General features: G+C 70.9%; 21 protein-coding genes. 5 read left to right on the top strand and 16 right to left on the bottom strand.

All coding sequences use genetic code 11. From position 1 onward, the window contains the following. Positions 1-117 precede the first annotated feature (117 nt). From mnmA to BUB75_RS00930, 9 genes are all read right to left on the bottom strand, one after another. On the bottom strand, positions 118-1,206 hold the full coding sequence (gene mnmA, locus BUB75_RS00970) for a tRNA 2-thiouridine(34) synthase MnmA (protein WP_073250498.1): 1,089 nt from the start codon (positions 1,204-1,206) through the stop codon (positions 118-120). Between the two features lie 109 nt (positions 1,207-1,315). Next, complete coding sequence (locus tag BUB75_RS00965) at positions 1,316-2,044, bottom strand: ATP-dependent Clp protease proteolytic subunit (protein ID WP_084740108.1); 729 nt, start codon at positions 2,042-2,044, stop codon at positions 1,316-1,318. Between the two features lie 5 nt (positions 2,045-2,049). Further along, a complete protein-coding gene (locus tag BUB75_RS46935) occupies positions 2,050-2,595 on the bottom strand; it encodes a helix-turn-helix domain-containing protein (RefSeq protein WP_073250496.1) in 546 nt (181 codons plus the stop codon). Between the two features lie 181 nt (positions 2,596-2,776). Then, on the bottom strand, positions 2,777-3,955 hold the full coding sequence (locus tag BUB75_RS00955) for a cysteine desulfurase family protein (protein WP_073250494.1): 1,179 nt from the start codon (positions 3,953-3,955) through the stop codon (positions 2,777-2,779). 13 nt (positions 3,956-3,968) lie between these two features. After that, positions 3,969-5,432: an MFS transporter gene (locus BUB75_RS00950; RefSeq protein WP_218617215.1), complete on the bottom strand. Its 1,464-nt coding sequence runs from the start codon at positions 5,430-5,432 to the stop codon at positions 3,969-3,971. 280 nt (positions 5,433-5,712) lie between these two features. Then, positions 5,713-6,672 carry an electron transfer flavoprotein subunit alpha/FixB family protein gene (locus tag BUB75_RS00945; protein ID WP_073250492.1) on the bottom strand — a complete coding sequence of 320 codons (960 nt, stop codon included), beginning with the start codon at positions 6,670-6,672 and terminating at the stop codon, positions 5,713-5,715. A 14-nt stretch (positions 6,673-6,686) separates the two neighbouring features. Continuing rightward, positions 6,687-7,466: an electron transfer flavoprotein subunit beta/FixA family protein gene (locus tag BUB75_RS00940; protein ID WP_073250490.1), complete on the bottom strand. Its 780-nt coding sequence runs from the start codon at positions 7,464-7,466 to the stop codon at positions 6,687-6,689. Between the two features lie 209 nt (positions 7,467-7,675). After that, positions 7,676-8,839, bottom strand: a complete 1,164-nt coding sequence (locus BUB75_RS00935) for an MFS transporter (protein ID WP_073250487.1) — start codon at positions 8,837-8,839, stop codon at positions 7,676-7,678. After that, entirely contained in the window at positions 8,836-9,252 is a 417-nt protein-coding gene (locus tag BUB75_RS00930; protein WP_073250484.1) for a carboxymuconolactone decarboxylase family protein, read from the bottom strand. The genes BUB75_RS00935 and BUB75_RS00930 overlap by 4 nt, the downstream gene beginning before the upstream one ends. Positions 9,253-9,384: 132 nt before the next feature. Here BUB75_RS00930 and pdxR point away from each other — a divergent pair, with 132 nt between their 5' ends. Beyond that, on the top strand, positions 9,385-10,692 hold the full coding sequence (gene pdxR, locus BUB75_RS00925; protein ID WP_084740276.1) for a MocR-like pyridoxine biosynthesis transcription factor PdxR: 1,308 nt from the start codon (positions 9,385-9,387) through the stop codon (positions 10,690-10,692). Here the strand turns inward: pdxR and BUB75_RS00920 are convergent. Beyond that, positions 10,682-11,587 carry an LLM class flavin-dependent oxidoreductase gene (locus BUB75_RS00920; protein ID WP_073250477.1) on the bottom strand — a complete coding sequence of 302 codons (906 nt, stop codon included), beginning with the start codon at positions 11,585-11,587 and terminating at the stop codon, positions 10,682-10,684. The two genes, pdxR and BUB75_RS00920, sit on opposite strands and share 11 nt — an antisense overlap. Positions 11,588-11,681: 94 nt before the next feature. On the opposite strand from BUB75_RS00920, the gene BUB75_RS00915 reads away from it, so the two are divergent. Next, complete coding sequence (locus BUB75_RS00915; protein ID WP_218617211.1) at positions 11,682-12,437, top strand: class I SAM-dependent methyltransferase; 756 nt, start codon at positions 11,682-11,684, stop codon at positions 12,435-12,437. Further along, a complete protein-coding gene (locus tag BUB75_RS00910) occupies positions 12,434-13,981 on the top strand; it encodes a 1,4-alpha-glucan branching protein domain-containing protein (RefSeq protein WP_073250469.1) in 1,548 nt (515 codons plus the stop codon). The genes BUB75_RS00915 and BUB75_RS00910 overlap by 4 nt, the downstream gene beginning before the upstream one ends. 3 nt (positions 13,982-13,984) lie before the next feature. Here BUB75_RS00910 and BUB75_RS00905 read toward each other — a convergent pair whose 3' ends face one another. Both BUB75_RS00905 and BUB75_RS00900 read right to left on the bottom strand, forming a co-directional pair. Continuing rightward, complete coding sequence (locus tag BUB75_RS00905; RefSeq protein WP_143174975.1) at positions 13,985-14,425, bottom strand: hypothetical protein; 441 nt, start codon at positions 14,423-14,425, stop codon at positions 13,985-13,987. 22 nt (positions 14,426-14,447) lie between these two features. Continuing rightward, positions 14,448-15,707 (bottom strand): FxsB family cyclophane-forming radical SAM/SPASM peptide maturase, encoded by a 1,260-nt coding sequence (locus BUB75_RS00900; protein WP_084740105.1) that lies wholly within the window; start codon positions 15,705-15,707, stop codon positions 14,448-14,450. Between the two features lie 485 nt (positions 15,708-16,192). Between BUB75_RS00900 and BUB75_RS00895 the strand changes: the two genes are divergently transcribed. Together BUB75_RS00895 and BUB75_RS00890 are read left to right on the top strand one after the other, a co-directional pair. Beyond that, positions 16,193-17,305: a tetratricopeptide repeat protein gene (locus BUB75_RS00895; RefSeq protein ID WP_073250461.1), complete on the top strand. Its 1,113-nt coding sequence runs from the start codon at positions 16,193-16,195 to the stop codon at positions 17,303-17,305. Between the two features lie 91 nt (positions 17,306-17,396). After that, complete coding sequence (locus BUB75_RS00890) at positions 17,397-18,644, top strand: glycosyltransferase family 4 protein (protein ID WP_084740275.1); 1,248 nt, start codon at positions 17,397-17,399, stop codon at positions 18,642-18,644. Between the two features lie 11 nt (positions 18,645-18,655). Here BUB75_RS00890 and BUB75_RS00885 read toward each other — a convergent pair whose 3' ends face one another. Genes BUB75_RS00885 through BUB75_RS00870 form a run of 4 tightly spaced genes read right to left on the bottom strand, consistent with a single transcriptional unit; the run spans position 18,656 to position 22,336 of the window. Continuing rightward, the gene (locus BUB75_RS00885; RefSeq protein ID WP_073250453.1) at positions 18,656-20,104 is read right to left on the bottom strand and encodes a sensor domain-containing diguanylate cyclase; all 1,449 of its coding nucleotides are present in this window, start codon (positions 20,102-20,104) and stop codon (positions 18,656-18,658) included. Positions 20,105-20,133: 29 nt separating this feature from the next. Continuing rightward, positions 20,134-21,354, bottom strand: coding sequence for an RNA polymerase sigma factor (locus BUB75_RS00880; protein WP_073250451.1), 1,221 nt, complete (start codon positions 21,352-21,354; stop codon positions 20,134-20,136). After that, the gene (locus tag BUB75_RS00875) at positions 21,351-21,707 is read right to left on the bottom strand and encodes a YciI family protein (protein ID WP_073250447.1); all 357 of its coding nucleotides are present in this window, start codon (positions 21,705-21,707) and stop codon (positions 21,351-21,353) included. The genes BUB75_RS00880 and BUB75_RS00875 overlap by 4 nt, the downstream gene beginning before the upstream one ends. Positions 21,708-21,724: 17 nt before the next feature. Then, the gene (locus tag BUB75_RS00870; RefSeq protein WP_073250444.1) at positions 21,725-22,336 is read right to left on the bottom strand and encodes a dihydrofolate reductase family protein; all 612 of its coding nucleotides are present in this window, start codon (positions 22,334-22,336) and stop codon (positions 21,725-21,727) included. Positions 22,337-22,419: the final 83 nt, after the last annotated feature.

The following is a 22,419-nucleotide window of genomic DNA, read 5'->3' as shown; positions in this document are numbered from 1 at the left end:
GCGCTCTGCGCTACGGCAGACCAGCGGTCACCGAAGCGCACAGCGCTCCGTCATGCTTCGACGATCGCCAATGCGCCTGTTCGCCGCCGGTGAGGTGCCTGAGAGATCCCTGTGGGATCAGGCCGGGACCGCGTTGCGGGCCTGCTCGATCGTGGCCGAACCGATGACGACGTCGCCGTCGTAGAGCACAACGGCCTGTCCGGACGCGATGCCCCGCGCCGGGGTGTGCAGGCGGACGGTCCAGCGGTCGCCGTCGGGGGTCACCGTCGCGGCGAACGTCTGGCCGTGCGCCCGGAGCTGCGCGACGCACTCGAACGGCTCGGTGCGCGGCTCGTTCGTCCAGACCGGGCGGGCACCGATCACCTCGTCGACGTCGAGCGCCTCCGCGGGACCGACCCGCACGGTGTTCTCCACCGGCGAGATGTCGAGGACGTAGCGGGGCTTACCGTCGGCGGCCGGGCGGCCGAGCTTGAGCCCACGGCGCTGGCCGACCGTGTACGCGTAGGCGCCGCTGTGGCTGCCGAGCACCTCGCCGGTGGCGCCGTCGACGATGTCGCCGGGCGTCTCCCCGAGGTGCTTACGCAGGAAGCCGGCCGTGTCGCCGTCGGGGATGAAGCAGATGTCGTGCGAGTCGGGCTTCTCGGCGACGCCGAGACCCCGGCGCGCGGCTTCCTCGCGGACCTGCGCCTTCGTGGAGTCGCCCAGCGGGAACATCGCGTGCGCGAGCTGGTCGGGGCGGAGCACGGCCAGCACGTACGACTGGTCCTTACCGTCGTCGACGGAGCGGCGCAGGCGCGGGCCGGTCTCGGTCTGCTCCAGGCGGGCGTGGTGGCCGGTGACGACCGCGTCGAAGCCGAGCGCCAGCGCGCGGTCGAGCACCGCCTCGAACTTGATCTTCTCGTTGCAGCGCAGGCACGGGTTCGGCGTGCGGCCGGCCGCGTACTCGGCGACAAAATCGTCCACCACGTCGCGGCCGAACTCGTCCGCCATCGCCCAGACGTAGAACGGGATGCCGATCACGTCGGCGGCGCGGGCGGCGTCGCGGGAGTCCTCGACCGTGCAGCAGCCACGCGCGCCGAGGCGGTGCTGCTGCGGGGACGGCGACAGCGCCAGGTGGACGCCGGTGACGTCATGGCCGGCTTCCACCGCGCGGGCAGCCGCCACCGCGGAGTCGACCCCGCCGGACATCGCCGCCAGCACACGCATCGGTCCGTGCCTCCCGTTCGTCTCTTCGCTCGGCTCGTCGCCGGCTCTTCGCCGGCTCTTCGCTCGGCTACGAGCGTACGGGGTTACTCGTCGTGGCTGCTCCTCCTGGTCACTCGGGACGGACCGTGCGGGGCCGGATGTCGGTGATCAAGCCGTACTCGACCGCACCATCGGCGGTGAGGAATCGTCCGCGGCGGAAGTCGTCGGCCACCTCGTCGAGCGTCTTCCCGGTCAGCTCGGCGAGCCGCGCGTGGAACGAGTCGACGAGCGTCTTGTTCGCCGCGGCCTCACCGGCGAGCTGCCCGGCCGTGCCGGTGATGCTCGGCAGCGAGGGGTCGGCCAGCCGGAACCGGGCGTGCGGGTGCGCATACCGTTCGGCGACCGCGGTGAGCAGCGCCAGGCTCCCGCCGCCGAGTTCGCCGACGACCAGCGCGTGCACCGGGACGACGAGTGCGTCCAGCGTGTCCACCAGCGTCCAGACCGCGGTGAGGTCGGCGTTACCGCTGTTCAGCCGCAGCGTCACCGGCCGGCTCGTCCGGGACTCGAGCAGCAGCAGGCGGCTCGCGACCCGGGTGGCGACGTCGTTGTCGATGCGTCCGTTGACCTGCACGATCCGCTGGTCGAGGAGGCGGTCCTCCCAGAGCTCGCGGACGTCCTCGGCGGGCGGCGGCAGCTGGGGCGGTGGCGTCGGCGGCCAGTACGGGCGGGGCCGTTCGGGCTGCGGCGGCTCGTGGGGCTGCGTGGGCTGGGTGGGCTGCCAGCCCGGCGGACGCCACTCGGGCTGCCGGGGCTCCCACGGGCGAGGGCGTTCGGGCGGGAACCAGGTTGCGGAGGACATACAGATCACCACCGTCGTTGGGTCGGACGTGCGGGCGGGTCGGCGACTGTCGGGGGCAAAGGCGCGGCATGCGGACGCCGGGGGGCGTCGCCATCCGGCGGCCCGGGCTCCAACGGCCCGGCGGGCGAGCCAGGCGGACCGGCGGGCGAGCCGGGCGACACCGGGGGCGGCGACGTGTGGGCTGCGGGCCTCATTGGTACCGCGGGGAACTCGCGCGCCGGCACGTCGGGCGCAACCGCGGGATCGGAGACCGGCCGGAGCAGCGGCAGCCCCGGCGGAATCGGTGCGGCCGGGGCCGGGTCGAAGCGCAGCGTGACGTCGAGCCGCCCGCCGAGCGCGTCGGCGTACCGCTCGAGCGTGGAGATCCGCGGGTCGACCTCGCCCGCTTCGAGGCGGGCGATCGTCGACTGCGACGTGCCCATCCGGGCGGCGAGCTCGGTCTGCGAGAGCCCGGCGGCGCGCCGGTGATCGGCGAGCACGCCGATCGTCTCCCGCCGACGCCGCAAGGCCGCCTCCCGGAACCCCGGCAACCGGGGCAACTCCTCGTCCATAGCAAGAACGGTATCTCGAATATGAGATAAGAGCACTCCGCCCCTAGCGAACGACGCGCCCGCGCGCCGCACCAGCGCGCCCTCCGCGTCTCGCCCGCCCAGGCAGCTCGGGAGGCGGCCCGCGGAGGCGGCCCGCGGAGGCGGCCCGGGCAGGCGGGGCGCCCTCGCGCCCGAGGAAGCGCTATGCCTTGCGGACGGCTCCCGCGCGGCGGGCGCGGTCCACCACGCCACCGATCGCCGCGACCAGCGCATCCACGTCCCCGACGGTGGACGTGTGCCCGAGCGAGAACCGCAGCGAGCCGCGTGCCCGCTCGACCCCCGACCCCATCGCGACGAGGACGTGGCTCGGCTGCGCGACACCCGCCGAGCACGCCGACCCGGTCGAGCACTCGATGCCCCTGGCGTCCAGCAGCATCAGCAGCGCGTCACCCTCACAGCCGGGGAACGAGAAGTGAGCGTTACCGGGCAGCCGCGACGACCCCGACGAGGGCCCGTTCAGGACGGCGTCCGGCACCTCGGCGAGCAGACGCGAGACCAACTCGTCGCGCAGCGACGCCACCCGCGCCGCATACGACGCCTGCGCCTCGACCACGGCCTCCACCGCCACCGCGAACGCGACGATCGCCGGGGTGTCGAGCGTCCCGGACCGCACGTCCCGCTCCTGACCACCGCCGTGCAGCAGCGGCACACACGGCACGTCCCGCCCGAGCAGCAACGCCCCCACGCCCAGCGGACCACCCACCTTGTGGCCGGTCAGCGTCATCGCGTCGACGCCGGACGCGTGGAAGTCCACCGGCACCTGCCCGACCGCCTGCACCGCGTCGCTGTGGAACGGCACCCCGGCCGCCTTCGCGATCGCGGCCAGCTCGGCCACCGGCTGTACGGTGCCGACCTCGTTGTTCGCCCACATCACGGTCACCAGAGCGACCGTGTCCCCGTGCTTCTCCAGGGCCTCGCTCAACGTCGCGGGTGACACCCGGCCGTCGGCGTCCACCGGGAGCAGCTCGACGGTGGCGCCTTCTCGGGCGGCCAGCCAGTCGACGGCGTCCAGCACGGCGTGGTGCTCCACCGCTGAGGCCAGCACCACGGTCTTCCGGGGATCGGCGTCCCGGCGAGCCCAGAAGATGCCCTTGACCGCGAGGTTGTCGCTCTCGGTGCCGCCGCCGGTGAACAACACCTCGGACGGACGAGCGCCGAGAGCGGCGGCCAGGCGTTCCCGTGCCTCCTCGACCGCGCGGCGCGCCCGGCGTCCCGCCGCGTGCAACGAGGACGGGTTGCCGACAGCGCCCAGCGCACCGGTAAGCGCGGCAACCGCCTCCGGCAGCATCGGCGTAGTCGCCGCGTGATCGAGGTACACCATGACGGCGTTCAGACTATCCGGCGCCGGTGCTCGCCCGATGGCGAAGGCGGGGCGCAGCCGATCGCCGGAGCCGCGGCGCGACGGCGATGCCGACGATCGCCACCGCCACCATCGCGAGGTCGATCACCCCGACCGCGGTGGACAGCCGGAACGCACCGGCCGTCGCCGCCGCCACCAGGACGCCGCTGAACCCGATCGTCAGCGAGCTGAGCAGCGCGTCGGAGATCTGCAGGCTCGCGCTGTTCCGGCCGCGGTCGGCGTCGGTGGAGAACTCCAGCAGCAGCACCGCGAGCGACGGCATCACCAGCCCCATCCCGAGGCCGCCGAAGATCCAGGCCGGGAACGCCGCCCACGCCGATCCGGGAACCCACGCGATGACCGCCATCGACGCGCACGCGACGCCGACCGCCGCCATCCCGGTGCCGACGACCACCGACCGGGGCAGCTTGGGATACCGGCCCTGCAGCCAGGACGCGCTGGACCAGCCGAGCGCCCCGAACGTCAGCGGCAGCCCCGCACCGACCGCACTCCACCCGTGCACGGAGCTGAGCGTCAGCGGGACGAGCGTGTCCACGGCGAAGAACGATCCGGCGGCCAGCCCGCGCATCAGGACGACGGCCGGAAGTCCCCGGCCCGCCGCGCCGGTACCGACCGGCAGGAGCACGCGCACGGCCAGCACGACGGCGATCACCCCGGCCACCGCGAGCGGGATCGCGACGACGTCGAGCCGCTCGCCCGCGAGCTGTAACAGCACCACGCCGACGCCGGCGAGCAGGGCGAACGGCCAGCGGGCCGCCGTGCCACCGCGGTACGTGCCGGAAACCGCTGTCGGCCCGGCCTCGCCCGCACTTCGAGGACGGGTCCGCCGCAACCCGGGGACGATCAGCACGGCACCGACGATCACCAGCGGCAGCAGCCCGAGGAAGACCAGCCGCCAGTGCGCGTGCTCGGCGAGCGAACCCGCGACCACGGGCCCGATCAGCCCAGGCATCACCCAGCCGATCGCGGTCAGCCCGAAAACCCGTGGGTGGAGCTCGGCCGGGTAACCCGCGCCGATCAGCACGTACATGACGACGATCAGGACGCCGCCGCCGAGGCCCTGGACCAGGCGTCCGGCGATCAGCTGCACCATCGTCGTGGCGGTACCGGCGATCAGCAGGCCGGCCGCGAACGTCGCCAGCCCGGCGAGCATCGGCTTCGCGGGTCCCAGGCGGTCGGACACCTCACCGGCCACGACCATGCCGAGCAGGTTCGCGACCATGAACGCGGAGAACGGCCAGGCGTAGAACGCCATCCCGTCCAGCGATTCGACGACGATCGGCATCGCGGTGACCACCGACATCGCCTCGAACGCCACGATCGTGACGATCAGCAGCAGCCCGACGCTCGTCGCCCGGTACCCCTTCCCGAACACGCTTGGGCGGGTCGGCTCCGGGGCGGCCGGCTCGGTTCGGGCGTCAGAGATCGAGTCGGTCACACCCTGCACGTTACGGCGTCGAATCGACGGATTTTCCGGATGGTGACCACCGACGTCCGGGTCCAGCTGCGCCGCGCGCCGCATCGTCCACCTCTCACTGCGCGCCGGCCGAACACCGTCACCGGTGGAGGCGCGCGCCGGTCACCGATGACTCGTCCGACGCTAAAACCTCAACCGCGATTGAGGTCAATGCGGCAGAACGGCAATGCAGCAGAACGGCAATGCAGCGAAACGGCCGGGCACCCCAGCGGGGTGCCCGGCCGCAGGCCGACGAAAAAGCTCAGCCCTTGCGCTTGCGCACTTCCTCGGCGGCCTGCGGGGCCACCGCGAAGAGGTCGCCCACCACACCGAAGTCGGCGAGCTCGAAGATCGGAGCCTCGGGGTCCTTGTTGACCGCGACGATCGTCTTCGAGGTCTGCATGCCTGCCCGGTGCTGGATCGCACCGGAGATGCCCAGCGCGACGTACAGCTGCGGCGACACGGTCTTACCGGTCTGCCCGACCTGGAACTGGTGCGGGTAGAAGCCGGAGTCGACGGCGGCGCGCGACGCACCGACCGCAGCGCCCAGCGAGTCCGCCAGGTCCTCGACGACCTTGAAGTTGTCGGCCGAACCGACACCCCGGCCACCCGACACGACGATGTTCGCGTCGGTCAGCTCCGGACGCGAGCCGCTCGACTCGACGACCCGGTCGAGGATCTTCGCCTTGGTGGCCGCCTCGGAGAGCGACACCGACGCCTCGACGAGCTCGCCCGCAGCCGGCGCGGCCTCTGCGTCCACCGCCCCGCCCTTCAGGACGTAGATCGGCGTACCGGAGGTGACCTGCGACTTCACGATCACCTGACCGGCGAAGATGGCCTGGGTGGCCACCCCGTCCGCGCCCAGCCCGACGACGTCGTACAGCAGGCCGGACTCGAGCTTGACGGCCAGCCGGCCGGCGATCTCCTTGCCCTCCGCGGTGGCGGCGATGAGGATCGCCGCCGGCGAAGCGGAGCCGGCGATCGACGCGAGGATGTCGGACTTCGGCGCGACCAGGTAGGTCAGGGCCTCGTCCGACTCGGCCGCGTAGATCTTGGCCGCACCGAACTCCTTGAGCGTGTCCGCGTAGCCGGCCGCCGTGCCCGGCGCACCGACCACGACGGCGGACGGCTCGCCCAGCTGACGGGCGGCGGTGAGCAGCTCGGTCGTGATCTTCTTGACGGCGCCGTCGACGTGCTCGACGAGAACCAGCACTTCAGCCATGGGTGTGATCCTCCTCAGACGATCTTCTCGGCGGCCAGGTACGCGACCAGCTTGCTGCCGGCGTCACCCTCGTCGGTGATCTTCTCGCCCGCGGCACGCGGCGGGCGCGGCGCGAACTCGACGACGCTGCTGGTGGCAGCGCCCAGACCCACCTCGGAGGCGTCGACGCCCAGGTCGGCCAGCGACTTGGTGTCGACCGGCTTCTTCTTGGCGGCCATGATGCCCTTGAAGGACGGGTAGCGCGGCTCGTTGATCGTGTCCCAGACGCTGACGATCGCCGGGGTCTGCGCCTCGACGACCTGGTAGCCGTCCTCGAGCTGCCGCTCGATCGTGAGCGTGCTGCCGTCGACGGTGAGCTTGCGGGCACCCGTGAGGCCGGCGACACCGAGACGCTCGGAGAGCATCGAGGCCATGGCGGCGGCGCGGCCGTCGGTCGACTCCGCACCGGCGATGACCAGGTCCCACTCCAGACCCTGCAGGGCCTTGGCGAGCACCTTCGACGTGGCGAGGGCGTCCGAACCGTGCAGCGCGGGGTCGTTGACGTGCACCGCGCCGTCGGGGCCCATCGAGAGCGCCTTGCGGATCGACTCGGTGGCCTTGTCCGGACCCATCGTCAGCACGGTGACCGTGCCGCCGACGGCTTCCTTGACCTTGAGCGCCTCTTCGATCGCGTACTCGTCCATCTCGTTGATCACGAGGCTGGCCGAGTCGCGCTCCACGGTCTTGTCGTCTGCGCGCAGTGACCGTTCGGTACCGGAGTCCGGAACCTGCTTGACCAGTACGACGATGTTCATGGGTCTGTTCAGACCTCCTGCTCAGATCGTCCACGGACTCGTGCCCCCGCGGTCGGTTGCCGGGGCAGCACCGGTCCGCGCGCACGCTAGGTAATACAGTCAGGAGTGATGTTACCCGTCGGTAGCATTTCTACGCACCCGCCGTTAACGGCCAGTCCTGTTAGCCATATCACCACGTCCCGTGACATCCGTCAGCGTGGCGCCGCTCACTAGCGGCTCGGACGCCGGATCGACAGCCCCGCGCCGAGCACCGCGAGGGCCGTTCCGAGCCACAACACACTGCTCAGTCCAGCATGGTTCACGGCGAGTCCACCGACGAGCGCTCCGAGCGCGATCGACAGGTTGAAAGCCGAGACGTACAGCGCGGACGCCGCTTCGGTGGCCTCCGGGGCCGCGTCCAGAATCCAGGTTTGCAATGCCATCGGCACGGCGCCGTAACCGAGCCCCCACAGCGCGAGCACTGCACCCGCCGTGACCGTGGTGACATCCGCCACCGCCAGGATCGCCATCGACGCCCCGAGCAACGCGCAGATCCCGGTGACCGTCGCCTGCAAGTACCTGGCGACGAGCGCCCCGGCCACGAAGTTCCCGCAGATCCCGGCCGCGCCGAACGTCAGCAGGAAGACGCCCACCAGGTCGCCGTCGACGCCCTCGGCCCGCAGCAGCGGCCGGACGAACGTGTAGGCGAGAAAGTGGCCGGTGACCACCAGGAACGTCAGCGCGATGCCGAGCCGCAACCCGGCCCGGCGCGCGAAGACCCGGGGCAGATCGGCGAAGGCGAGCGGTGCTGCCGCCGGGATCTTCGGCAGCAGCACGATCAGGCAGACCAGCGACACCAGGCCGAGAACACCGACTGCCGCGAACGCGACTCGCCAGCCGCTCAGATCACCGAGCAGCGTCCCGAGCGGGACGCCCAGCACCGAGGCGGTCTCCACGCCGCCGAAGATGAGGGCGGTCGCCCGCGGGACGTGCCGCTCCGGAACCAGCCGCAGGGCGATCCCTCCCGCGATCGCCCAGAACCCACCGACGCTGACCCCGATTAGGAACCGGGCGAACAGCAACACCGCGAAGCTCGTCGCCAGGCTCGAAGCGAGGTTCGCGGCCCCGACCAGACCGACCAGGACCGCGAGCACGACTCGCCGGTCCACCCGTCCGGTGGCCACCGTGACCAGTGGCGCCGAGACCGCCGCGACCAGCCCCGGCACCGTCACCATCAGCCCGGCGGCCCCCTCCGAGACGTCCAGCGCCGCACCGACCGGCGTCAGCAGCCCCACCGGCAGCAGCTCCGAGGTCATCAACGCGAAGATGCCCAGCGCCACCGCTGAGACGGCGAGCCACCCCCGCACAGGTGACTCCGCGCGAACGGTCGTCACAGGGCCTTGCGGGTCGTGACGTTCATGCGGTTCCACGCGTTGACCGTGAAGATCAGCGCGATGAGCTGGGCGAGCTCGGCCTCGTCGAAATGCTCGGCCGCGCGGCCGTAGACCTCGTCGGACACCCCACCGGGGAGCAGGGTGACGGCCTCGGTCAGCGCGAGCGCGGCACGTTCGCGCTCGGTGTAGAGGCCGGACTCCGGCCAGGCCGTGAGTTGGTAAATCCGCTGCTCGGTCTCGCCGGCCTTGCGGGCGTCGGTGGAGTGGTAGTCGATGCAGTACGCGCAGCGGTTGATCTGCGACGCGCGGATCTGGACCAGTTCCACGAGCACGCCGTCGAGACCGGCCCGGGCTGCGCTGTCGAGTGCGAGCACCGCCCGGAACACCTTCGGTGCCACCGCGGAGAAATCCATTCGTTCAGCTGTCATGCCACGACCCTAGGAACGAATTGACCCCTGGATAGGGTGCAATCAGTGCCCGAAAGAGAGGATCAATTGACACTGCATCTGGATCTGACCGGCGAGGGTGGTCGCCGCATCCAGCTCATGCGTGCGCTGCGAGACGCGATCCGATCCGGACGGCTCGCGCCGGATACGCGGCTTCCCCCGTATCGCGTTCTGGCCGGCGATCTGGGCGTCGCCAAGAACACCGTCGCCGGTGCGTACGCGGAACTCGTCGCGGAAGGCTGGCTCACCGCGCAGCAGGGGTCCGGCACCCGGGTCGCCCAGCGCACCACCGCACCCGAGCCCGGCGCTGTCCGGTCGCGGCCGGAACCGGACCGGATCCGGCATGACCTCCGGCCCAGTTCGCCGACCGCAGCCGCGTTCCCGCGGACCGCGTGGCTGGCCTCCGCCCGCCGCGCGCTGACCGCGGCACCGAACGACGCCTTCGGCGTCGCCGACCCCCGCGGGCGGCCGGAGTTGCGTGCTGCGCTGGTGGACCATCTCGCGCGAGCGCGCGGCGTTCGCGCGGACGCCGGCCGGATCGTCGTCTGTGCGGGGTTCGGCCACGCCCTCCAGCTGCTCGCGGACGTGCTGCCGGGGCCGGTCGCGGTGGAGGCATACGGGCTGGGTTTCCACCGGGACGTGGTGCACGGCGCCGGGCACCGGACGGTCCCGATACCGATCGACGCCGACGGAGCGCAGGTCGGGGAACTGGCCGCCACCGACGTCACCACCGTCCTGCTGACCCCCGCTCACCAGTACCCCACCGGCGGACCGCTCCACGCACGCCGTCGGACGGCCGTCGTTGACTGGGCGCGCTCGACCGGCGGATGGATCCTGGAGGACGACTACGACGGCGAGTTCCGGTACGACCGGCAACCGATCGGCGCACTCCAGGGACTCGATCCCGAGCACGTCGTCTATCTGGGATCGACCAGCAAAAGCCTCTCCCCCGCACTACGTCTCGGCTGGATGGTGCTGCCCGCTGCGCTGGTCGACGACGTCCTCGCCGCGAAGGGGACGCGGGAGATCTGGACCGGGGTCACCGACCAGCTCACGCTGGCGGACTTCCTCCGCTCCGGCGCCTACAGCCGGCACCTCCGCCGGGCGCGGCTCTCTTATCAGCGACGACGTGCCGCGCTGGTGGCCGCACTCGCGGACCGCGCACCGCACGTCAGGGTCAGCGGAATCGCCGCCGGTCTGCACGCCGTCCTCGAGTTGCCGGACGACACGGAGGAGGCGACCGTGCGGGCGGCGCGCAGCGCGGGCGTCGCCCTCGACGGCCTGCGGGACTACCGCCACCCGGACGCGTCGACACCGCCCCGGGACGGGCTGGTCATCGGCTACGGCACCCCGCCCGGCCACGCGTTCCCGGCCGCGCTCGGCGCGCTCTGCGCGGCTATCCGGTGATCGCCTCCCGCACCGCGGGCACGATCTCGGACGCCCACCGGCCGAGCGACGCGTGGTCCGGCGTCCCACCCCGCGGGGAGAACAGCAGGAACCCGGACGCACCGTGGGTGAGCACCGCCCCCGCCAGTTCCTCGACCCACTGGTCGACGGAGCCGCCGATCCAGCGGCCGTCCGCACCTCGCGTCGCGGGCAGCGACCGCTCGGTGATCCGGCCGGGGAGGTTGTAGATCGTGCGAACCGCCCCCGGATCACGGCCGGCTTCCGCGGCGGCCGCGTCGATGACCGGCCGGGACGTCCGGTAACGCTCGCTGAGCCAGTCCGCCGCATGGCCGGGGATCCAACCGTCGGCGACGCGCCCCGTCGCGGCCAGCGAGCGTGCCCCGACCGACCCGGTCCACACCGGCGGCGACGGCACCGGCGACGGGGGGATCTCGTGCATCCGGTAGTGGCTACCGTGGTGGGTGACCGGCGGGCCGCCGCCGGAGAGCTTCTTGACCAGGACGATCGCTTCTTCGAACGCGTCCACGGCAGCGGCGGGTGAGAGGCGGGGCACACCCAGGTCGGCGATTCGGTCCCAGGAACCGCCCGCGCCCATGCCCAGCACGACGCGGCCCGCGGCGAGCGCCGACAGCGACGTGACGGTCCGCGCCAGCACGGCAGGCGGACGCGACGGCAGGTTCGTGACGTTCGCGAAGCCGGCGAGTCGCTCCGTCCGTCCGAGGACGAACCCGAGCGTGGCGTACGCGTCCAGACGGTCACCGAGGTACGGGTGGTCGGAGAGCGAGAACAGGTCGAGGCCCTCGCGGTCGGCCAGCTGGGTCAGGCGGAGCAGTTCCGGCCCTTCGTCGACGGTGCTGTGCGCACCGAAGCCGAAGACGACGTCGGGGAGAGACATGGCCACGAGTGTGACCAGCAAGCTCAGCGGGAGGAAGGCCGTGGCGAGAGTGGTAGTGGCAGGGGCACGATCGCCGTGTACTAGTGTCCGCGCGGTGGAGTTGACGCTCACCGGCGAACGGACGCTGCCCGGCATCGCAGCGGAGAACTACTGGTTCCGGCGGCACGAGGTCGCGTATCTCGCGGCCCATCCCTGGGTACGTGGCGCCACCGTCCTCGAAGCGGGCGCCGGCGAGGGGTACGGCGCGGACATCCTCTCCCGCGCGGCCCGGCGGGTGATCGCGGTGGACTACGACGCCGCCGCCTGCGAGCACGCCGCGAAGGCCTATCCGAAGCTGTCGGTTGTCCGAGCCAACTTGGTCGAGCTGCCGCTCGCCGCCCAGAGCGTCGATATCGTGGTGAACCTGCAGGTCATCGAACACCTGTGGGACCAGCCGCGGTTCCTCGCCGAGTGCGCCCGGGTGCTGCGTCCGGCCGGCACGCTGATCCTCAGCACCCCGAACCGGCTGACGTTCTCGCCCGGCCTGGACGCGCCGGTCAACCCGTTCCACACCCGTGAACTGTCCGCCGCCGAACTCACCGAGCTGCTCGAACCGCACTTCCGCGTCGACCGGATGTACGGCGTCCACCACCGCGGACGCCTGCGCCGCCTGGACCGCCGCTACGCGAACGTCGTCGCGCCGGTTCCGAGCCCCGGTGGGATCGTCGCCGCCCAGTTCGCCTCCCCGCCCGCCACCTGGCACCCCCGGTTGCGCCAGCAGGTCGCCGCGGTGACCCACCGGGACTTCACGTTCAACGAGAAGAACGTCGACGGTTCGCTGGACCTGTTCGCCGTCGCGATCCGTAGGTGAGACCGGTCGGCACGTTCTGCCTCGTCCTCCACACGCACCTGCCCTGGCTGCCCCACGCCGGTACGTGGCCGGTCGGCGAGGAGTGGTTCCACCAGGCGTTCGCCGGCTCCTGGCGGCGGGTGGTGACGGTCCTCGACCGGCTGGCCGCCGAGGGCCGCCGGGACGTGCTGACGCTCGGCGTCACGCCGGTGACCGCTGCGATGCTCGACGACCGCTACCTGCTCGATGAACTGCACACGTGGCTGGGGAACTGGCAACTGCGAGCGCAGCTGTTGGCCGGGCGTCCCGAACGGCATTTGCGGACGCTTGCCACGCACGAATTTCGGGAGGCCACCGCCGCACTCGCGGACTTCGAGGGACGCTGGCGCCACGGCGGTTCACCGGTGCTGCGCAACCTGGCCGACAGCGGCGTCGTCGAGTTGCTCGGCGGTCCCGCGACGCACCCGTTCCAGCCGCTGCTCCGGGACCGGTTCCAGCGGTTCGCGCTCAGCTCCGGGCTGGACGACGGCGCGCTGCGGTTCGGCGCCAGGCCGCCCGGCATCTGGGCGCCCGAGTGCGGGTACGCGCCCGGGCTGGAAACCTCGTACGCCGAAGCGGGCGTCACCCACGTCCTGGTCGACGGCCCGACGTTGCGACGGTCGACCGCGATCGGGCGAGCCGAGACCCGGACGGCGCTGGGTCAGCCGGCCGGCCGGACCGCGTTCGCGCATCCCGTCGGCACGTCGTCGGTTCTGGCGTTCGGACGGGACCTGGACGTGACGTATCGGGTCTGGTCGCCGAAGGCGGGCTACCCGGGTGGACCCGACTACCGCGACTTCCACACGTTCGATCACCCGACCGGCTTCCGGCCGGCGCGGGTGACCGGCAAGCAGGTCGCGCCGGAGCTCAAGGCGCCGTGGGACCCCACGCGCGCCGCCGCCGCGGTGTCCCGCGACGCCGACGACTTCGTGCGGGTGGTCCACGACCGGCTGACCCGCATCAACGCCGACGAGGGCCGCCCCGGGCTCGTGGTGGCCGCGTACGACACCGAGCTGTTCGGCCACTGGTGGTACGAGGGGCCTTCGTGGCTCGAGGCCGTGCTGCGTCGGCTCCCGGAGGCCGGGGTTCACGTGACGACGCTGGCCGGCGCCGCCGCCGCGGGACTCGTCGGCGAGCCCCGTGAACTGCCTGCGAGCTCGTGGGGGTCCGGAAAGGACTGGCGGGTCTGGGACGGTGAGCAGGTGGCCGACCTCGTCGTCGAGTCGCGTCGCGTGCAGGACCGGCTGATGGACGTCGTCGACAAGGCGTCCGGGCTCACCCGCAACCCGGTCCTGGACCAGCTCGCCAGGGAGGCGCTGCTGGTGGCGTCCAGCGACTGGGCGTTCATGGTCACGAAGGACAGCGCGGCCGGTTACGCCCGCGACCGCGCCGCGACCCACACCGCCCGCTTCGACCGCCTGGCCGACCTGGTCGAGTCCGGACGCGAGCCCGAGGCCGCCGCGTACGCCGCGGAGCTGGCCACCACCGACAACCCCTTCGGCCACCTGGACGCCCGCACGCTCTGAGCGTCAGTCCGGATCGGTGCGGTCTTCGGCGTGCGCTTTCCAGTCCAGCGTCGCGAACGCCGGACGCGCGCTGTCGCTGAAGATCGCGCCGTCGTGGTCCTGCCACCAGGCCACCGCCAAGCACGACATGCCGAGCCCGTACTCGCCCGGCGGCCCTATCGTCGTGGACGTGAAGAAGCCGCGGCACTCGACCGCCGGCAGTTCTTCCCACGGCCTGCCCCTGGAGAAGTTCCGCTCCGGGTGGAGCGTGCGGGCCGGTTCGAGCACGTAGGTCGGCGTCCTGGGATACCGCGTCTCCAAGCGCCCGCGCGCCCGCTGGAGGTGGGCATCGTTGAGCCTGCTGTTCGGATAGCCCTCGATGAGGCCGCCGTACGTCCGCGACAACTCGACCGACGTCAGCCTGATCGTGCGCCCGCCGAGCACCAGAACTTCCCCGAGATCCATAGACGGCACGCTAGCCCTACGCCTAGCAGTTATGGCGAAGTGTCACCTCTGCGAGGCTGGTGCCACGTTCCTCCAAGGCAGTGGCCACTCGCCGCTGAATGTGGCGTACGAGTGCGAACAGATTCGCGCAGTACACGGAGGGGTTCCGAAACCCACTCCCTCGTCGATAGCGGTGGGCGTACATCCCGCCTCCGCAAATCCTCACGACGTCACACTCTCGACAAGCGTGCGCCAATGCTGCCGAGCCAATCTGACGAGCGATTACGCCCGGCTGGGCGAGATAGTCATCGATGCTGTGCTCCGGCACGGCCAAACCCGTCTGAGCGGCCCGTTCGAACGCGGCCTTCAGACTGTCGGCCTGTTCGTACGAGCCATCAGTCTCGATGACTACTGCGGGAAAAGGCTGGAGGCCAAAACCTTCATGGCCTCCCGGGCCACCGAGCACGAGGTCGAGAAGATCCTCGAACATTCGCACACGCACCGGCCTGACCGCAGCGTCGAACCACTCATCGAAGATCGCGATGAGCCAGTCGGCATATGGTGTCGAACCATCAGACGGAAGGCCCGGCGGCGGGGCCTCCCACGTGCCGTGCGGCAATAGAAAGTCGATCGAGGGGCTTCCCGTATCGAGCAGGCTCCGCCAAACCTCGAGCGGCGGGATAGCGATTTGGACTGTGCAGAGGATCCCGGCGAAGCTCTCAACCCGCGCAGTCGTGGACATCAAGCGGACTGCTCCGAGCACGGCGTGATAGCTCGACCGGCCGTTTGAGAAGGTGCGGTTCAAGTCATTGGCCGCCTGGTTGCCATCCAGGCTGATCCCGATACTGAGACCCGCGTCGATCAAACGATCGGCTATCGACGCGGTGAGAAGCACCCCGTTCGTCTGCAGCAATAAATCGGCCTGAATCGGACCGAGACCTCGACGGATCGCAGTGATCGCCGACTCGACGTAGTCTGTACCACCGAGGAGCGGTTCGCCGCCATGCAGGACTAGCGCCATGCGCGCGAGGTCGTGTTCGCGAGCATGTTCAGAGATCCGCGAAATAGCGGCCGACAAGACGTCGGCCGACATACTCCGAGGCTGCGACTTCCACGAAGAATCCGCGAGATGATAGATGTAGCAGTAAGAGCAGTCGAGATTGCAGCGGGACTGGATCTTTAATACGTACTCACGGATCGGCGTGGGGCGCCACCCAGCATTGACGAGTTCGGCCTTGTCAATAGAACCGTCTAACGGCCACTCTCGCGATGGTTCATCACATTCCCCGACAGCGGGAGACACCAACTCACCGACTCATCGAGCTGCTACCGTGCGCAAAGACGAATATCGATTCGTCAGCCTCGTCTGCCCGGCGCCTCAGTGCTCGCTCCAGCGCACTTTCTAACCCGCTTGAATCCGGCCGCATAATCTCGTCGGACAACTCATCGACGACGGCACATTCATCAATGTTCTCGCGACTCATCGAGACCCCCGGAAGTCCGACACGACTCGCTGTCAGTATCGAGCAGGATCTCAGCGGGCGGCGAAGCGTGTCAAGACTTCCCAACGAGCCCGAACTGGGGCCGAAGTTACAGAATCCTACTGTCGGGACGTACCGAAACTCAGAGGTCACAATCGTGTTCTCGTCCTCGTACTCCGGTCTCACGGATCAGGCGCTACTCTTCCGCTATTCCGCACTCACGACCGGCCTAACATTCTCGGCGGCAGCGATATCGGCACTGACCAGAACGCCACCCGCGTCCGTTCGCCGCGGGCTGGATTCGCTGGTGGCCGTCAACCTGTTGGAGCGCGTCAGCGGCGAGCGCTATCAATTCCCGCTCTTCGTACGAGTTTTTGCACGAGAGCGCCTGAACGTCGAAGATGACGCAGCGGACATCGAAGCCGCGATCGATCGACTCACCGCCTGGATGGCGAACACGGTCAACGCTGCCGACCGCATATTCGCACCGCTTCGCCGACCGGTCCCGCTCGGCGAAGAGTCGCCGTGGACGCACCCGGTCGAATTCCAGTCCTACGATCAAGCGCTGGCCTGGTGCGACGCGGAGCGATTTGCCCTGCTCGAGACGGTCAAGCAGGCCGCCGAATCCGGGCGGCCGACAGCCACGTGGCGCATCGCGCTGGGCGCGGTCACGTTCTACAAATTGCGCAACCACCGCAAGGACTGGCTCACGACCAGCCAGCTCGCGGTCAACGCGGCCCGCGCGGAGGGTGACCGCTACGCCGAAGCATGGAGCTTGATCAGCCTCGGCGGCGCGCTGGTGCTCCTGGAACAGTTCGTCGAGGCCGGTCCGCCGTACGAGGAAGCACTCGAGATCTGCCGCGCCATCGGCGACAGGATGGGCGAGGGCATGACTCTCGGGAACCTGGGTGAGCTTGCCTGCGTGCTCGGCAACTACGACGAGGCAATCGAGTTCGGCGAACAGGCCATAGCTATCTGGAGGGAGATCGGCGAACGACGTCTCGAGGCAATCGTGCTCATCGACTCCGTCGCACAGGCGCGCTTGGACACACGCCGCTTCGACGAGGCAGTGCCGCTCTTCCAGCGCGCACAGGAGCAGTCGGACGGCATCGATCTTCACACGCACGGCCTGGCGGTACACGGCTACGCGAGAGCGCTGGAAGGCTTGGGGGATCTACGCGCGTCACTCGAGGCCCTCACCGAGGCGCTGAACCTGCAGCGCAGGAGCGGAGACCGCGCGGGGCTTGCGGACACGCTGCTGAGCGTCGCCCGCGTGCAGAGCGAGTCAGGCCACGTCGAAGCATCGAGGACCGCACTTCGCGAGGCGCTGGAGATATTGACCTCTTTCGACGATCCGCGCGCCCTCGCCATCCGGGACGAGCTGGATTCGGACCGCCCGGGCGGTCCGCCTACTTCCTGACCGCGTAGTGACGGTCACATCAGGATGAAACAGTTATCTACTCCTGGGTAACTTGTGGCAGGAGTTCTGACAGGATGGCGCCGTGCGCACGATGATCCTGTCCTGGGAGTACCCGCCGGTGATGGTCGGCGGCCTCGGCCGGCACGTCCACGCGCTGGCCACGTCGCTGGCCGCAGCCGGTCACGAGGTCACGGTCGTCAGCAGGCACACCGACGGCGCCGCGTACGACGAGGTCGTCGAGGGCGTCCGGGTCGTGCGCGTTCCCGAGGACCCGCCGGTCTTCGCGTTCGACGAGCAGACGCTGCTGGCCTGGACGATGGCGTTCAACCACGCGCTGGCCCGCGCCGCGCTCCGGGTCGCGGACGAGACCGCTCCCGACGTCATCCACGCGCACGACTGGCTCGTCGCACACGCCGCGACGACGCTCAAGCACCAGCTCGGCGTCCCGCTGGTGGCCACCGTGCACGCTACCGAGGCCGGTCGGCACCAGGGCTGGCTGCCCGGCCCGCTCAACCGGTCGATCCACTCGATCGAGTGGTGGCTGACCTACGAGGCCCGCCGCGTCATCACGTGCTCGGAGTACATGCGCTGGGAGGTCACCCGCCTGTTCGACCTGCCACCGGACAAGTGCGAGCCGATCCCCAACGGGGTCGACGCACACGCGTGGAAGCCGGATCCGGCCGCGGTGGCGGCGGTTCGGAAAGAGTACGGCGGCCCGCTCGTCCTGTTCGCCGGCCGGCTCGTCTACGAGAAGGGCGTCCACAATCTGCTCGCCGCAGTGCCGCGGCTGCGCCGCAGGCACCCAGGATTGCGGGTGGTGATCGCCGGCGAGGGCCCGCACCTCGATGAACTGAAGGCACAAGCCAAACGCCTCCGCTTGGGACGCTCGGTCGCGTGGCCCGGCTTCCTGGAGGGCGAGAAGCTGGCCACGGTTGCGGCGGCCGCCGACTGCGCGGTCGTCCCGAGCATCTACGAGCCGTTCGGCATGATCGCGCTGGAGGCCACCGCGGCCGGCACGCCGCTCGTCGTCGCCGACACCGGCGGGCTGCGGGAGATCGTCACGCACGGGATCACCGGGCTCCGGTTCCCGGCGCAGAACCCGGCCGGCCTCGCGGACGCGGTCACCGCGATCCTGTCCGACGAGGTGCTCGCCCGTCGGTTGGTGCGGGACGCGCGGGCGGTGCTCGCCCGTGACTACTCCTGGACGACGATCGCCGATCGGACGGCCGGGGCGTACCGCCGCGCGATCCGGGACGAACGGCGGCTCCGCGCCGACCAGGCGCCGCTGTCCATGACGTTCCGCGACGGCAACCTGCTGGCCACGGCCGACGCGCCGTAACTCGCCCCGCTTCAGCGCGTGCTGAGCGCGTAGACCTCGTGCCCGTTGCGGCCCCGGCGCTTGGACGCGTACATCGCGACGTCCGCGTGCCGGAGCAGGCCGTCGGAGTCGATCGCGCCCGGCTCGGCGAGCGCGATCCCGATGCTGCACCCGACCCTGGCCGGCCCCGCGTCCGCGGGCTGGGCAGCGTCGACGGCGGTGATCAGCGCGTCCGCGATCGACGCCGCCTGCTCGGCGCTCGCCACGCCGTTGAGCACGACCGCGAACTCGTCGCCGCCCATCCGGCCGACGAGGTCCCGCTCCCGGCAGGTGCGGCGGAGGACGTCGCTGATCGTCCGGAGCATCCGGTCGCCCGCGGCGTGCCCGTGGACGTCGTTGACCTGCTTGAATCCGTCCAGGTCGAGGAAGAGCAGGCCGATCGGGTAGCCGCCGGACGCACCGTCGGCCAGGGCCTGGCTCAGCCCCCGCAGCAGCGACGCGCTGTTCAGCAGGCCGGTCAGCGCGTCGTGCATGGCCGCGTGGGCGATCCGGTCCTGGGCGGTCCGCCGGTCGTGGACGTCGCGGTGGTGCCCGACGATGGCGCGGACACCGGGATGCGCGAGCAGGTTCCGGACGACGAACTCGTGCCAGCGCCACTCGCCGTCGGCGTGCCGGATCCGGATCTCCATCGTGTGTTCGGTGTCGGGGTTCCGGTGGATCCGCGTGTTGAACAGCGCGGCATCGGCCTGGTCGTCCGGGTGGATGTGCCTCCACAGCCCGTCGCCGAGCAGGCTCTCCAGTCGGTGGCCGGTGATCCGCTCGGCAGTCGGGCTGATGTAGACGATCCGCCCGTCGTCGGCGGTGAGCGTGATGATGTCCGAACCGTCCTGCACCACCGCGCGGAACAGCTCCTCGCTCCGCCGGAGCGCGGCCTCGGCGTCCTCCCGCTGCCGGACGGCCTCGCCGAGCACGTAGCTGGTCGTCACGACGCCGAGCGTGATCAGCACCGCGACGCCGTGCACCTCGGGCTCCGGCAGGTACGTGAAGAGCCCGGCGGCGACCGCCACCTCACCGGTCGCGACCGCGGCGGCGCTGCACACCGCGACCGGCAACCAGGCCCGCGATCCGGCCTGCCGCAGGAACCACGAGAGGATCTGCAGGTGGGCGACGGCCAGCATGGCGCCCCACCCGATCGCGTAGATCAGCGCCGTGTTGAGCGCGATCCGCAGCCCGACCCGCAGCCAGAGCCGCCCGTCGTCCGCGCCGCCGGAGAGCCGCCGCTGGACCTCCGGCTGCTGCAGCACGGCACCGGCCGCCAACAGCACCACGAACACCCAGAACGGCGTCCGGCCGGCCAGGTCGAGGTGGCGCAGCACGGCCAGGACGCACAGCACGACGAGTGGTTCCGCCCCGTGCTGGATCCGACGCGCAAGCGTTCGGATGGCCCGGCCCACGCTGCCGGTGCCCGTGGCGGAGTCCACGCTCCCCCATCGACCGCGTCCGGTCCGACTCAAGCACTCCCGCCGGTGACGAGCGCGCGCCGACCCTCCAGGAACGCCCGCTCCGCCGGGTTGTCGGCGAGCGCGATCGCCGCCTCGTAGGCCTGGGCCGCCTCCGCCCGACGATCGAGCCGCCGGAGCAGGTCGGCGCGGGTCGCGTGCCAGGCGTGGTACGGCACCAGGTCGAGCGCGTCGACGACGGCCAGTGCCTCCGCCGGGCCCTCCACCTCGGCGAGCGCCACCGCCCGGTTGAGCGCGACGACCGGCGACGGCGCCACGATCGACAGCTGGTCGTAGAGCGCGAGCACCTGCCGCCAGTCGGTGGCCGCGCCGTCGGTGTGGACGGCGTTGATCGCGGCCAGGATCTGGTAGTAACCCGGCCGCTGCACGCGCAGGCACTCGCGAACCAGCGCGTGCCCCTCGGCGATCTGCGGCCGCAGCCAGCGGTCCCGGTCCTGCTCGGTGAGCGGGACGAGCGTCCCGCCCTCGAACCGGGCCGGGCGCCGGGCGTCGGTCAGGATCAGAAGCGCGAGCAGCCCGGTGGTCTCCGGCTCGTCCGGCAGCAGTTCCCGGACGAGCCGGGAGAGCCGGATCGCCTCGGCACACAGGTCCTCGCGGATCGGCGCGTCACCGGAGGTGGCCAGGTACCCCTGGTTGAACACCAGGTAGATCACCGCCATCACCGAGCTGACCCGGGACGGCAGGTCGTGGGCGAACGGCACCCCGAACGGGATCTTCGCCGCCTTGATCTTCCGCTTGGCCCTGGTCAGGCGCTGGGCCATCGTCGTCTCCGGAAGCACGAACGCGCTCGCGATCTCGGCCATCGACAGCCCGGCGACCAACCGGAGCGTGAGCGCCACCCGAGCCTCCACGGCCAGCGCCGGGTGGCAGCACATGAAGATCAGCCGGAGCCGATCGTCGTCGACGGCGCCGAGCGGGTCGGGCGCCTCCTCGGGAGTGAGCACGGCGGCCTCCTTCTGCCGGGCGTGCCGAGCGGAGTCACGGCGGATCCGGTCGATGGCCCGGTTGCCCGCCGTCGTCACGAGCCAGCCGCCCGGGTTCGGGGGCAGGCCGTCCCGGCGCCAGGTCCGCACCGCGACGAGTAGGGCCTCGGCGGCCGCCTCCTCGGCAACGTCGACGTCACCGAAGCGGCGCACCAGCGTGGCCACTACTCGCGCGTACTCGGCCCGGACGATCCGGTCCACCTCGGCATCCGCCGCGGATGTGGTCATTCCTCAGGCTGGAACGGACGGACCTCGACCGGGTTGGCGCACGCCTTCGAGGCCTGGGACGCCCAGCGCAGGGCCTCGTCGAGGTTGGCAGCGGTGATCACCCAGAAGCCACCGAGGACTTCCTTGGTCTCGGCGAACGGCCCGTCGACCAGCACCGTCTCCGCGCCCCGGCCGTCGACGACGGTCGCGGTGTCCGGCGGCATCAGACCGCCGCCGAAGACCCAGATCCCGGCCTCGGTGATCTCGCGGTTGAACGCGTCGACGGCGGCGAACTGCGCCTGCATCTCCTCGGGGTCCACGTCGGTCGGAAACCCACCGCGGTGGTGGACGGAGAGCATGTATTGCTGTGCCATGACGTCTACTCCTCCGGTCAGTTGAAGTCGCCGGCGCTGAACGGTACCGGCTCCAGGACGAGCGACGTGACCCCTGCGGGCGTCGTCTCCGCGCTCACCGTGCGGTAGCCGGACGCCGGCCCGTCCGCGTCGAACAGGCGCTTCCCCGAGCCGACGACGACCGGGAACACGAGCAGGCGGTAGACGTCGATCAGGCCGGCCGCGTGCAGCGACCGGGCGAGTTGCCAGCAGCCGTGCACCTGGAGTTCGTTGCCGGGCTGCTTCTTGAGGTCACGGATCGCCGCCAGCGCGTCGCCGCGCAGCACGGTGCTGTGCTCCCAGCTCGCCTCGGCGTCGGTGAGCGAGTTCGACACCACGTACTTGGGGTACGCGTTGAACTTCGTCGCGACCGGGTCGTCGGTGTCGGTGACCGTCGGCCAGTGCGCCGCCATGATCTGGTAGGTGCCGCGGCCGTACAGGAACGCGTCGGCCTGCTGGAAGTATTCGTCGACGATCTGGCCGAGACGCTCGTCGAAGTGCGGCACCACCCAGCCGCCGTGGTCGAAGCCGCCGGAGGTGTCTTCCTCGCGGCCGCCCGGGCCCTGCATGACACCGTCGAGCGTGAGGAAGATGTTGACGCTGAGCTTCATCGGGAGCTCCGTGGGGTTCGTAGGGTGTCTGTCACCCTCCCTACGAACCCCGACGTCGCCCTACGACAGCCGCCTCAAACTTT

The sequence above is a fragment of the Cryptosporangium aurantiacum genome (genome assembly GCF_900143005.1).
Lineage (GTDB): Bacteria > Actinomycetota > Actinomycetes > Mycobacteriales > Cryptosporangiaceae > Cryptosporangium > Cryptosporangium aurantiacum.
Note: the sequence above shows the minus strand (reverse complement) of the source record. Positions and strands in the feature narration are given on the sequence as shown.